Source organism: Aestuariivirga sp. (assembly GCF_047600585.1).
GTDB lineage: Bacteria > Pseudomonadota > Alphaproteobacteria > Rhizobiales > Aestuariivirgaceae > Aestuariivirga.
The window spans coordinates 2888190-2900916 of sequence record NZ_JASGKP010000001.1 but is presented as its reverse complement, the minus strand read 5'-3'; the positions used below and the strand labels follow the sequence as shown (position 1 = coordinate 2900916).

Here is a 12727-nt window from a genome sequence, read left to right as displayed (position 1 = left end):
TGCTCATGCCCGCAGCCCTTGACGCGGATGACACAGCGACAGTGGCGTTCATCGATCTCGCCGGCTTCAGCGCCATCACTGACGTGTATGGCGATACGGCTGCCGTGGCCATGCTCCAGCATTTCGAAGGACTGGTCAGAAAGGCGCTCGGCGCGCAGTCCCAGCCAGTCAAATGGATTGGCGATGAAGTGATGCTTGCCTTCACGGAGCCGCGTGTTGCCATTCGCACCTTGGGCGAGCTTCTGTCGGCCTGCCGGACTGATGAACGCCTGCCGCTGACGCGCACCAGCCTGCACCATGGTCCTGTCGTCCGGCGCGACGGCGATCTCTTCGGCGCCACCGTGAAAATCGCCGCCCGCCTTGCAGCGCTCGCAGCGCCCGGCCAACTCATTGCAACCCAGGTCGTCGCCGATGCTGCATCGGCCGAGGGCATCGCCATCACGGCGCTTGGCGCAAAATCCCTGCGCTCGCTCCGCGAGAAAATGCAGCTCTATGAAATCTGCCTGACGCACGGAGCTGATCCGGCGTGGATCGATCCGGTCTGCAAGATGCATGCACCCTATGAAATCTACCAGCGTGCCGAGCCTGTAGGTCCGTGGTTCTGCTCCAAGCAGTGCGGAGCGGCCTATCACGCCTCACCGGAGACCTACGGATCACCACGAGACAGTCGGTAACGCCTGAAATCCCGGTTCGCGGCCGCTTTTGACGCATATCAAGGCAGGGCTTAGCCTTGCCCCTATGCAAGAAAGAATGGAAAGCGGCCCCGCTCCTGTCTTTCATGTCAGGGACCTGTGCAAGACCTACCGGACCGGCGAGGTGGAGGTGCAGGCCCTGCGCGGCGTGAACTTCGAAGCCCGGGCGGGCGAATTCATCGTGATTCTCGGGCCTTCGGGATCGGGCAAGTCCACCTTTCTCAACATCATCGGCGGCCTCGACCGCGCCACGTCGGGTGAAGCCCGCTTCCGCGATCACGATCTCACGGGCGCCAGCGAAGCCGCCCTCACGCGCTACCGCCGCGACCACGTGGGCTTCATCTTCCAGTTCTACAATCTGGTGCCCAGCCTCACCGCCCTTGAAAACGTGCGGCTGGTGACCGAAATTGCCAGCGCCCCGATGCGGCCTGAAGCGGCGCTGGCGCTGGTCGGCCTCGAAGACCGCATGGGTCATTTTCCGGCCCAGCTCTCGGGCGGCGAGCAACAGCGCGTGGCGATTGCCCGCGCCATCGCCAAGCGGCCTGACGTGCTGCTTTGCGACGAGCCGACGGGCGCACTCGATTCCAAAACGGGCGTCCGGGTGCTCGAGGCCCTCACCCGGGCGAATGCCGAAACAGGCGCGACGACCCTTGTGATCACCCACAATGCCGCCATCGCCGAGATTGCCGACCGTGTCGTTCACTTCGCCAACGGCACGATCGCGCGGGAACTGACGAACACGCACCGCAAGCAACCGTCGGAGGTGAGCTGGTGATCCGCGCTCTCGACAGGAAGATGCTGCGCGATCTCCGCCGCCTCTGGCCGCAGGCGCTGGCCATCGCGCTCGTCATGGCGGCGGGCGTTGCCACCCTCATCCTCGGCGTCGGGGCATATGAGTCCCTCTCCGCCACGCGGGAGCGCTATTACCAGACCAATCAGTTTGCCGATGTCTTTGCGGGTCTCACGCGTGCGCCCCTCACGCTGAAGCGCGACATCGCCGCGATCGACGGGGTTGCAGCCGTGGAAACGCGCATCGAAAAGGTGGCGCTGGCAGATCTCCCCGACATGGCGGAACCCGCCTCTGTTCTCCTGGTCTCGCTGCCGGACACGGGCAGCCAGGTGCTGAACCGCCTGGTGTTGCGGAGCGGCCGTCTTCCGGAGTCGCAAGCCAGCGAAGCGGTGGCAAGCGCTGGCTTTGCCAAGGCCCACCGGCTGGCGGGTGGTGATATCATCCGTGTCCTGATCAATGGCCGGCTGCGCGACATCCGCGTCAGCGGAACGGCGCTCTCGCCCGAATTCATCTATACCCTCGGCCCCGGCGCCCTGATGCCCGACGGGCGCCGCTTCGGCATTCTCTGGGTGCCGGAAACGGTGCTGGGGCCCGCCTATGATCTCGATGGCGCCTTCAATTCGCTCGCCGTCAGTCTTGTGAAGGGCGTCAACCCGGCGAATGTCATCGCGGCGCTGGACAGCCTTCTCGACCGCTATGGCGGGCAGGGCGCCTATACGCGGAAGGACCAGCAGTCCCACGCCTTCCTCGATGCCGAGTTACAGCAGCTTCGCTCCATGAGCCGCATCCTGCCGCCCATCTTCCTGCTGGTGTCGGCTTTCCTCGTCAACATGACGCTGTCACGGCTCATATCATTGGAACGCGAGCAGATCGGCCTGCTCAAGGCGATGGGCTATTCCTCCTTTGCCGTCGTGCGCCACTATGCCGGCTTCGTCACGCTGATCGCACTTGCCGGAATTGCCATCGGCCTCGTGGCGGGGGTCTGGCTGGGTGTCGGCATGGCGAAGCTCTATGCCAGGTTCTTCAGCTTCCCGTTCCTCGTCTTCACCCGCGATCCTGCTGTCTATGCCATCGCTGCCGGCGCCACCTATGCCGCGGCCCTGCTTGGTGCCGTGAATGCGGTGCGCTACGTGGCCTGGCTCTCACCCGCTGTCGCAATGTCGCCGCCCGCGCCCCAGCGCTATCGCAAGCTGCTCGGCGGGTTGCCGGAGCTGCGCATCCGCTTCAGCCAATCCACCGTGATGGTGACGCGCCATCTCACCCATTGGCCGCTCAGGACGGCAACCAGTATCCTCGGCGTTGCACTCTCCGTTGCCATTCTCGTGGGCTCGCTCTGGTCCTTTGGCTCCATCGACCACATGATCGATATCACCTTCCGGCGGAGCGACCGGCAGGATGCGTCCATCACCTTCACGGGTGCGCGGCCAGCATCGGCGCTGCAGGAGATCAAGCGCCTGCCGGGTGTCATGCAGGCCGAACCCTTCCGTGCTGTTGCGGTCAAGCTCAGGAACGGGGCGGTGGAGCGGCGCGTATCGCTGGTCGGGCGGCAGAAAGGGGCAACACTTTCCCGCGTGCTCGATGGCGATCTCCGCCCCGTGACGCTGCCGGAGACCGGTGTCGTCATCTCTGAGAGCCTTGCACAACTCCTCAGGCTTCGGACCGGCGACAAGGTGACGGTGGACGTGCTCGAGGGCCATCGCAAGAGCCATGAGGTGCCGGTGTCGGCGATTGTCACGGGCTTCATCGGCCTTACGGCGTTCATGGACATCGACAGCATGAACAGGCTGCTGGAAGAGGGCCCGGTGATCAGCGGCACCTATCTGGGGCTCGACATGAGCGAGCGGAACGAACTCTTTGCGGCCCTCAAGGCGACACCGGCCGCCAGCTTCATTTCGCTGCAATACATCGCACTTCAGAAATTCCGCGAAACCCTGGCGCAGAACGTCAACATCATGATCAGCGTCTATGCCACGCTGGCCGCCATCATCGCCTTCGGCGTCGTCTACAATTTCGCCCGTATCTCGCTCTCGGAACAGGGCCGGGAAATGGCCAGCCTGCGCGTGCTCGGCTTCACCAAGGCGGAAATCTCGAGCCTGCTCCTGGGGGAACTGGCGCTGGTTGTCCTGCTGGCGCAGCCCTTGGGTTGGGCCATCGGCTATGGCTTTGCCTATGTGATGACGGAGGGCTTCCGCACCGAGCTCTACCGCGTGCCGCTGATCGTCAACTCCAGTGTCTATGCCTGGGCGAGCCTGATCGTCTTTGCCGCCGCAGCGGTGTCGGGACTCATCGTCCGCCGGCGCATCGACAGACTGGACATGATAGAAGTCTTGAAGACGAGGGAATGACATGCTCCGCCGTATCGTCACGTTCGTGATTGCAGTGCTCATCCTGGGGGCACTCGCCTGGGCGCTGTGGCCGCGGCCCCTGGCCGTGGAAACAGTGGCAATCGGTAAGCGTGACATCACCGTGACCGTTGAGGAAGAAGGCAAGGCCCGCATCCGCGAGGTCTATACGGTGTCGTCGCCCATCGCCGGGCAGACCCTGCGCATCGACCGTCACGCCGGAGACGCCGTCGCGAAGGGCGAAGCAGTCGTGTCCATCCGCCCCGTGGCGCCCGGCCTTCTCGATGCGCGCCTGCGCCGTGCGGCGGAAGCCGCGGCGGCCTCGGCCCGAGCCGGTGTTGACCTCGCAGCGGCGGACGTGAAGCAGGCCGAGGCACAACTCACTTACCTGCGGACCGAACTCTCCCGCGCCGAACGTCTCGCGAGCCAGGGCACGATATCGGAAAGCGCACTCGACAAGGCGAGGCTTGCCGTCGATACCGGTGCGGCCAATCTCGACAGCACAAAGGCCTCGCTCAGTGTCCGTGAGCGCGAGCTGGAGCGGGCGGAAGCCGCCCTGATCGAAACAGCCGTGAGCGACAGCACCTGCTGCACCGATCTCAAGTCGCCCGTATCAGGCCGCATCCTGCGGGTGCTGGCGGAAAGCGAGCAGGTCGTTCAGGCGGGAACGCCACTCCTCACCATCGGCAATCCCGCCGATATCGAGGTCGCCGCCGATATCCTCTCGCACGATGTGACGGAAATCCGGCCGGGGTCCGCCGCCGTGATCGGGAATTGGGGTGGTCCGCCGCTTGCCGCGCGCGTGCGCCGCATCGAACCGTCAGCCATCACCAAGACATCGGCGCTCGGCATTGAAGAACAACGCGTGCCCGTGATCCTCGAACTGGCCTCGCCGCCGCCGCAGGGGTTGGGTGACGGTTTCCGCGTCGTGGTGAGCATTACCGTCTGGCAGGGGCATGATGTGCTTGCCGTGCCTGTCGCAGCATTGTTCCGGCAGGGCGATGCGTGGTCTGTCTACCGCAACGTCAACGGCGTGGCGAAACGCCAGGACGTGACGCTCGGGCGGCGCAACAATGATGATGCTGAAGTGCTGTCCGGCTTGACGGAGGGAGATAGCGTGGTGCTCCATCCTTCGGACGACATCCAGGACGGCACGTCCATCGCCTCCACATCAGGCGCTCAGTGACACGGCTTACTGCGCTACCGAAATCATGATCTCGTTGCGGCGCAGAGGCCCCAGCACCCACGGCGGATTATAGAAGGCGTAGCGCGGTTCGCCCGCTGCCGCGAGCTTGCGGCTCTCCATCGCGGCCTTCAGTTCCGCGGTCTTGCTGGCGAGCAGGGCATCATCGGCAACACCGGAAAAACGGATGACTGCCACGCGCTCACCCGCAATCGTCCTGATCTTCACCTCGGGATTGTTCGGCTTCGGCAGCGTTTCCAGTGTGTATTGTGCCGGCATGATGAATTGCACGGTCCACGCATCGCCCGAACCCTGCTGCTGTACCGGCGCCGTCATGGCGATCTTGGCGCTGGCCTGCTGCTGCACAGGCGCCGTCATGGCAACCTTTGCTGCGGCGGTGTTGTTGCCGAAGATGAAGTCCGCGATCATCTGGAAGCCCTTTCCGATGGCGGCAGTGCGCTCGCCCGTCACCGAAACTTCGGCCACGATCACCGGCGGATAGTCGCGCAGCTCGAAATTACCGTCCTTCGCGGCAAGGGTGAATTTCGGTTCCTCAACGAATGACATCTGGCTCCACACGCCCCCTGCCAGCACTGCCACGCCCAGGGCCAGACCGATCCATTTCCACACTGACAGCATGGCTCAGCACTCCTGTACTCCAGGTGTTTACGGCCACCGACGCCCGTCAGATTGCCGATCATGCCACCGGCGGCGGCTGGCCCTTCCACTGCGGCAGGCTCTCGTCGATGCAAGCCCAGGAGGGCGCCTCGGCCGTCCAGATCACGGCTGCGGGCTTTGCAAGCTCCGGATCATCAAGCGTTCCCGCGCGTACAAAGACAAGATGCGGCCGGACCTCCGCTTCGCTGAAGAGATGCGTTCCGCAGCGCGGGCAGAAGCGGCGGTGCATGACATTGCCGCTGTCGGCGATGCTGGTGAAATCCCGTGTCTCGCCAGTCACCTTCATTCCCCTGGTTTCGAAGCAGACGCTCACCGCCGCATTGCCCGTCGCGATGTATTGGCAGAAGCGGCACCAGCAGAGGCGGGTGATGATGGGCTCGCCCGCCATTTCATAACGCACACTGCCGCACAGGCAGCCTCCTGTTACCGGCATGTCGGCATCCTCCTTCAGGTGCGTGGGCCAGACGGCGCAGCCAGAAGCTCCGCCAGCACATCCACATGGACATCAAGCGCATCGATCACGGGATACCCCGTCTCCGCGCCATCGAATGCTAGATTGAGATCGGTTCCCGCCAGCACGATTGCCTCTGCGCCGGCTTTCATCATGCGGCGCCCGGCATCGATGAAGAGCCTGCGCTGCTCCGGCGTGCAGACGCCCGACACGGCGACATCCTGATAAGTCTGCCCAAGCATCTCGATCTCGTCATCGAGGGCGATGGCGCGCGTCGCCTCGAGCTGGCCGAAAAGCCTTGTGCGCATCACCACGCGGGTGCCGAGAAGGCCGATGCAGCGAATGCCCTTCGCCGCGAAGAAGGTATCGAGCGGCGCCACGGCCGAAACCAGCGGCAAAGGCGAGACCGCTTCCAGTTCTGAAAAGCAGAAATGCGCCCCGAGCGAGGTGAGGGCGGCGCGGTCGCAGCCGGCCTGCTTCAGCCGCTGCAGCAACGGCAGGAAGGCCTGTGCCTGTTCCGCGCGCCTGTCGGCGAGGTTGTTGCGGATGAGCTCCTGGATGTCGCCGTGCACGATGGTGAGGTCGAAGGGGCTGAGACCGCGGAGGGCGGCGGCCTTCGCGAGACGCTGGTAATAGACGACCGTCGCTGCGACGCCGATGCCGCCGATCAGACCGATATGCATATGCCTCACTCCCTTGCAGGCATCCTAAGCGCGGGCTTTGACGAGGTGAAGCCTGCGATGTTTAGAATGCAACTTCAGGTGGGCAACACACTATCAATCATGTTGCAACTCTGCGCCCACGAGCAGCAACCAGTTTCATCATCTACGAGGCCCGTCACGGTGAAGCCAGTGATTCACGCGGGATGTCAGGAAACCTGTCTTTCCCCCGGAATTTGCGGAGAAATTTGCGCCTGGCCTCCGACGAAACCAAGGCCGGCGGAGAGATCTGATTCAATTCGAAGCATCTGCGAGTCAGGCCGTTAACCAACTCGATAAACGCAACCGCAACTCGATTAAACTAACTTCACATACCGACGGCGAGGTTGTTGGCTAAACCAAGTGAGGCTTCGCTCGACAAAAACGAGTTTAACAGAGGTGAGTGAGTTTCATGCGTAAGTATCTTGTTGCTGCAGCCGGTATCGCGATGATCGCGTCTGCCAATGGCGCCTTTGCCGCCAGTGCCACGTCCAACTTCAACGTCCGCGTCACGGTCAGTGCGGCTTGTACCGTGTCGGCGGGCGACATGGTCTTCGGCCCCTATTCCGGTTCCATTCCGGCCGGCGCCACCGCCACGACGACGGCCAACGTGTCCTGCAACAACGGCACGTCCTACGCCCTGTCGTTCAATGCCAGCACCTCGCAGGGTACCGCAACCGCGACAATGGTGAACCCGGCTCCGGGCGCCACCTCTATCCCTGCAAACCTGACCGTGGCGACCACCTCAAAGACCGCCACGGGCGGCGTTGATGGCACCCCGATCAACGGCGTGATCACTGCCGGTGTCAACAACCCGGTTGTCGGCACCTACACGGTCGCCCAGGCGATCTACGTTCTCTACTAAGAGCAACCGCTCCATCGCTTCACGACATTGACCCCGGGCGCCGCGTGCGCCCGGGCCACTGACAACGCGCGACCTTGCGAGGATTGAACAGGATGAAGAAGGCGGCAGCAGTTCTGATTGTCGGGGTGATTGCCGCCGCGCCGACCTCGCTTGATGAAGCCCGGGCCGCAAGTGCCGGCACCAGCTTCAACACGAGTGTCGTGGTGAACAGGGCCTGCACGGTGGCCGCAACCGACATGGATTTCGGCACCTTTACCGGCTCCATTCCGGCGAACCGCACGGCCACGTCCACCGCCACGGTCTCCTGCAACAGGGGAACTGCATACGCCTTGTCGTTCACGGTGGGTGCGGGTCCGGCGAATGCCACGGGCACGGCCACCGTCAACATGGCGAACGGCACGAATCCGACCATCCCCGCCAATCTCACGATGTCGCGGGCAACACGGACGGCGGGCACCGGCAGCGCCTCGTTCACGATCAACGGCCGCATCGTCAACGCGGTCACACGGCCCGCGATCGGCACCTACACGGTGACGCGCGCGATCTACGTCCTCTACTGAGAGAGAACGCATCACAAGATGCGCCCTCGGCAGAGAAAGGAATTCAGGGAAGGCGTCTCATGCCTGTTATTTGGAGTCGTACATGAGACGGAATATCGGAAGTAGCATCAGGGCCCTGGCCATCGCGCTGGCGGCCATGAGCACGTTGTCAAGCCTCGCCGAGGCCGGCACGCTGCAGGTCAGCCCCATCAACATCGAAGTCGCGGGCGGCGGAAACACCGCCGTCCAGAATCTGGAGAACAAGGGCACGAGCGTGATCAACGCCCAGGTCCGTGTGTTCAAGTGGATCAACGAAAACGGCAAGGACAAGCTTGTCCCCACCAAGGATGTGGTGGCAAGCCCGCCCGCCTTGAAGATCAAGCCCGGGGCCAAGGCCACGGTCCGCATTGTCCGCCTGCTGAAGACGCCAGTGGTGGGCGAGGAAACCTACCGCCTGATCATCGATGACCTGCCGCCGCCGCCGGACGGCAACGGCGGCACGGTCTCCTTCGCCGTGCGCCATGCCATTCCGGTCTTCTTCCAGGCCGCCGGCATCCGCAGCGACGTGAGCTGGACGGCCGCGATGAACGGCCCGGCGCTCGTGCTTACCGCCTCCAACAGCGGCCAGCTTCACTCCCGCATCACGCAGGTGCAGCTCAGCAAGGGCGGCACCGCGGTCGGCAGCATCGATGGCCTCGCAGGCTATGCGCTCGCCGGTGACTCGATCTCGTGGAAGATGAAGATCAAGGGCGTCGCTCCCGGAACAACCCTGGCACTCAAGGCTGTCACCAACGATGGCAATGTGGCCACCACGATCACGGTCAGATGAACGGCGCTGGCCGGCACTGCTGGCCAGATCGCTCGTCGCTGCTGGCCTGTGGCTGTTCGGCGGACTTTCTGCCCGCGCGCAGGATGATCTGCCGCCGCCCGGCCATCTGAATGACCCGCCGCAGACGGCAGAAACCCTTTCCGCAGGCGGGAAGGGTGATGCCTTGCCGTCTCCTGATGCATCGGGCGGGGCGCAGATGGCGTCTGCCGATACCGGTGCCGGACAGACGACGGACGACCTTCCGCCTCCGGGATCGCTCGTAGAGACAGAGAACCCGGATGCCTCAGCGCAGGCGGACACTGCTGTTGACGGCGCTGCCGCAGCGCCGGCGAGCCTGCAGCTCGACGTCTCGATCAACGGCTACAAGATCAACATGGTCGCAGGCTTCGAGCACGCGTCCGACGGCGGCTTGTCATCCACCCGCTCGGAGTTGCGCGAGATCGGCATCAAGGTTCCAGGCACGGGTGCCGACGCGGAAGTGATCCTGCTCTCCGCCATCCCCGGACTGACCTACAGCTTCAACGAGACCGACCTGACGATTGACCTCATCGCTTCGGACGAAGCCCGCCTGCCCAAGGCCTATGACATCCTCCCGCAGGAAGACATGTCGCCGGCGCTCGCCGACTACGGACTGGTGCTGAATTACTCCGCCTATGCCGCCAGCAGTGCGCTGGTGAAGAACCTGAGCCCCGACTTCGGTGGCGCCTCGCTCAATCTCGACGGCCGCGTCTACGCGCCCATCGGCGTGCTGCAGCAGACCAGCATCATCGACACGGACAAGTTCAGCGATTTCGGCGTCACGCGCATGGACACGACATGGACATCGTCCAGCCAGAAGCGGGCTGAGACCTATCGCATCGGCGACCTGATCAGCAGCGGCATGAACTGGTCCCGCCCGGTGCGCATGGGTGGGGCACAGGTACAGCGCGACTTCGGCGTGCGCCCGGATCTCGTCACCACGCCACTCGCCAACCTGAAGGGCTCGGCCGCCGTGCCTTCCACACTCGATGTCTACATCAACGGCACCAAGACATTCTCGGAGCAGGTTCCACAAGGACCTTTCGAGATCAACCGCCTGCCGGTGATCTCGAGCCAGGGCACGGCCCAGATCGTGGTCACGGACCCCACGGGCAAGTCCACCGTCAGCGAGCAGCAGCTCTATTCCTCGCCCATGCTGCTGGGGCCGAAGATTTTCGACTATTCCGTCGAAGTGGGGCTGGCGCGGCGCAACTATGGCATCTCCAGCTTCGACTACGACGAAGACATCATGGCGATCGTCGGCGGGCGCTATGGCATCACCGACCGCCTGACGGGCGAGTTCCACGCCGAGATCATGCAGGACCTGATCGACGTGGGTGCAGGCGCGGTCGTGCAGGCGGGCCCTCTCGGCACGTTCAATATCGCTGGCGCCGTTTCGCGATACAATGGAGACATCGGCTTCTTCGGCTATGGGGCGTGGGAATGGAGTTCCGACAGCCTGATGATCCGCGCCTCGTCGGCGCGCACCTGGGGCAACTTCACCGATATTGCCGCAGCGACCGCAACCCAGTCTTCGGCCATCCTGGGCCTTGATACCACGGCGTTTCTCTCGGGCGGCGTGCCCAAGACCATCGATCAGCTCGGCGTGTCCTGGGGATGGGACCGCATGGATGCCACGCTCGGCCTCAATCTCGTGCATTATGTGCCAGCGGCGGGTGACACGTCCTTCCTTCTCAGCGCCTCCGCCACAAAGTCCGTCAACGAAAAGTTCACGCTCTTTGCCGCGGCCTACAAGGATTTCGCGCAGCCCGACAATTATGGTGCACAGCTCGGCTTCTCCATGTCCTTCGGCGGCACCGGCAGCAACACCTCGATCTCGAGTTCGGTGCTCTATGAGGATACCGGCTATTCGGTGCAGGCCAGCGCCCTGAAGCCCATGGACACGGGTTACGGCTCCTATGGCTGGCGGGTGAACGCGTCCCGTGAAAACGAGAACCATCTTGCGGCGGCAGGTTCCTATCGCGGGCAACATGCGGTGGTCTATGGATCAGTCGAGAACCGGGGCGACAACGTGCGCGGCGACGTTCGCGTCGATGGATCGCTGATCGCGGCAAAGCCCGGCGTGTTCCTCAGCAATCCGGTGACGGATTCCTTCGTCGTGGTCGATACGGGCGCGGAAGGCGTGGGCGTGGAATACGAGAACCGTTATGCCGGCAAGACGGGGAAGAGCGGCAAGATCGTGCTCACACAGGTTCCGTCCTACCGGCCAACCAAGGTCAGCATCGATCCCATGACGCTGCCGCTCAACTCGAACGTGACGGAAGTCGACAAGAAGGTTTCGCCGCGCGCCAAGAGCGGTGTCGTGGTTGACTTTGCGGTGAAGACGGAAACAAAGTCCGCCCTCGTGATTCTGAAGGATGCCGGCGGTGAATTCGTTCCTCCCGGAACAATGGTCACGCTGGAAGGCCAGGCGGAGCCGGTGCCCATGGGATATGACGGCGAAGTCTACCTGACCGACCTTGCGGACAAGAACACGATCCGGGCCGACGTTCACGGCCAGGCCTGTTCGGCCAGCTTCGACTACAAGGAAGACGATTCAGTCCAGGTTGTCATAGGTCCGGTTACGTGCGGTTGATTCTTCTTGCCATGCTCACCCTGCTGATTGCCGGCGCGCGCCTGCCGGTACAGGCGCAGTCGTGCAGCTTCGCCATTGCCAACGTGAACTTCGGCAACATCAACATGGGGCCGGGCGGCACGCCGTCGACCACCAGCACCTTCACGGCGACCTGCTCCGGGCTTGCCAACCGCACCATCACGATCTGTCCCAACATCGGCGACGGCACGGGCGGCTCAACTGCCGGCTCTCCCCGTCTCCTCACCAACGGCACGCGCACGATCGGTTATGACCTGCTGCAACCGAATGGCGATGTCTGGGGCTCATACGTATGGCCCTATGCGGCGCGGCCCCCGGTCCTCTCCCTCACCCTCAACGGCTCCGGCAGCGGAACCCTGAGCCGGACCATCCAGGCCGTCATCTCGGGGTCGATCGCGGGCGCAAATCCTGGCCTTTACACCTCGTCCTACACCACCTTCCACACCCTCATCGACTATGGCTATGCGCCGGGCCAATCGTGCTCCACCGTTTCAAATCGTGCCGCACAGGCGCCCTTCACCGTGCAGGCCAACAATCTGGCAACCTGCAACGTCACCACCACGCCCATGGATTTCGGCACTGTTGCCGATCTCAGCGCGGCGCAGTCCGCCACAAGCCAGCTCGGCATCACCTGCACGCGCGGCACGAACTATACCGTCGGCCTCAGCAACGGCATCAACGGCGGCACCTCTCCAACCAACCGCAAGCTCGCCAGCCCGTCCGCGCCGGGCAGCAGCATCACCTATGGCATCTACAGGGACACCGCCTTCAGCCAGCCCTGGGGGCAGACGGTGGGCAGCAACACGGTCTCGGGCGTGGGCACGGGAACACAGCAACTGGTGACGGCCTACGGCCGCATGCCGGTGCAGGCGAAGCCTTCACCTGCAAGTTATTCGGACACGATCGTCGTCACCGTCAGCTACTGATTCTGGACAAATTTTGTGCGGGCGCTTCGCGTCTGCGGAAAATTGCGGCAGTTGTTCTGCCACGCCATTTTTCAGGCACATCTCCGTAAGCACCTCTAATCG

At 63.6% G+C, this 12727-nt stretch carries 12 protein-coding genes; 9 read left to right on the top strand and 3 right to left on the bottom strand.

The window, feature by feature from the left end:
* Positions 1 to 5 precede the first annotated feature (5 nt).
* The 4 genes from QM801_RS14345 to QM801_RS14330 all read left to right on the top strand — a co-directional run bounded on the left by QM801_RS14345 (position 6) and on the right by QM801_RS14330 (position 5010).
* The gene (locus tag QM801_RS14345) at positions 6 to 674 is read left to right on the top strand and encodes an adenylate/guanylate cyclase domain-containing protein (RefSeq protein ID WP_415019895.1); all 669 of its coding nucleotides are present in this window, start codon (positions 6 to 8) and stop codon (positions 672 to 674) included.
* A gap of 76 nt (positions 675 to 750) precedes the next feature.
* Entirely contained in the window at positions 751 to 1467 is a 717-nt protein-coding gene (locus tag QM801_RS14340; protein WP_415019894.1) for an ABC transporter ATP-binding protein, read from the top strand.
* Positions 1464 to 3827 carry an ABC transporter permease gene (locus QM801_RS14335; protein ID WP_415019893.1) on the top strand — a complete coding sequence of 788 codons (2364 nt, stop codon included), beginning with the start codon at positions 1464 to 1466 and terminating at the stop codon, positions 3825 to 3827. The genes QM801_RS14340 and QM801_RS14335 overlap by 4 nt, the downstream gene beginning before the upstream one ends.
* A 1-nt stretch (position 3828) precedes the next feature.
* The gene (locus QM801_RS14330) at positions 3829 to 5010 is read left to right on the top strand and encodes an efflux RND transporter periplasmic adaptor subunit (RefSeq protein ID WP_415019892.1); all 1182 of its coding nucleotides are present in this window, start codon (positions 3829 to 3831) and stop codon (positions 5008 to 5010) included.
* 6 nt (positions 5011 to 5016) lie between these two features.
* On the opposite strand, the gene QM801_RS14325 is transcribed toward QM801_RS14330, so the two are convergent.
* From QM801_RS14325 to QM801_RS14315, 3 genes are read right to left on the bottom strand one after another with little or no spacing between them, the layout of a single operon-like run.
* Positions 5017 to 5646: an SOUL family heme-binding protein gene (locus QM801_RS14325; RefSeq protein ID WP_415019891.1), complete on the bottom strand. Its 630-nt coding sequence runs from the start codon at positions 5644 to 5646 to the stop codon at positions 5017 to 5019.
* Positions 5647 to 5704: 58 nt separating this feature from the next.
* Positions 5705 to 6118 carry a GFA family protein gene (locus tag QM801_RS14320; protein WP_415019890.1) on the bottom strand — a complete coding sequence of 138 codons (414 nt, stop codon included), beginning with the start codon at positions 6116 to 6118 and terminating at the stop codon, positions 5705 to 5707.
* A 14-nt stretch (positions 6119 to 6132) separates the two neighbouring features.
* A complete protein-coding gene (locus QM801_RS14315; protein WP_415019889.1) occupies positions 6133 to 6819 on the bottom strand; it encodes an aspartate/glutamate racemase family protein in 687 nt (228 codons plus the stop codon).
* A 427-nt stretch (positions 6820 to 7246) separates the two neighbouring features.
* Here QM801_RS14315 and QM801_RS14310 point away from each other — a divergent pair, with 427 nt between their 5' ends.
* From QM801_RS14310 to QM801_RS14290, 5 genes are all read left to right on the top strand, one after another.
* Positions 7247 to 7699 carry a spore coat protein U domain-containing protein gene (locus QM801_RS14310; protein WP_415019888.1) on the top strand — a complete coding sequence of 151 codons (453 nt, stop codon included), beginning with the start codon at positions 7247 to 7249 and terminating at the stop codon, positions 7697 to 7699.
* A gap of 92 nt (positions 7700 to 7791) precedes the next feature.
* On the top strand, positions 7792 to 8259 hold the full coding sequence (locus tag QM801_RS14305; protein ID WP_415019887.1) for a spore coat protein U domain-containing protein: 468 nt from the start codon (positions 7792 to 7794) through the stop codon (positions 8257 to 8259).
* A gap of 82 nt (positions 8260 to 8341) precedes the next feature.
* Complete coding sequence (locus QM801_RS14300) at positions 8342 to 9067, top strand: molecular chaperone (protein WP_415019886.1); 726 nt, start codon at positions 8342 to 8344, stop codon at positions 9065 to 9067.
* Positions 9033 to 11681 carry a fimbria/pilus outer membrane usher protein gene (locus QM801_RS14295; protein WP_415019885.1) on the top strand — a complete coding sequence of 883 codons (2649 nt, stop codon included), beginning with the start codon at positions 9033 to 9035 and terminating at the stop codon, positions 11679 to 11681. The genes QM801_RS14300 and QM801_RS14295 overlap by 35 nt, the downstream gene beginning before the upstream one ends.
* Positions 11672 to 12625: a spore coat U domain-containing protein gene (locus tag QM801_RS14290; protein ID WP_415019884.1), complete on the top strand. Its 954-nt coding sequence runs from the start codon at positions 11672 to 11674 to the stop codon at positions 12623 to 12625. The genes QM801_RS14295 and QM801_RS14290 overlap by 10 nt, the downstream gene beginning before the upstream one ends.
* Positions 12626 to 12727 lie beyond the last annotated feature (102 nt).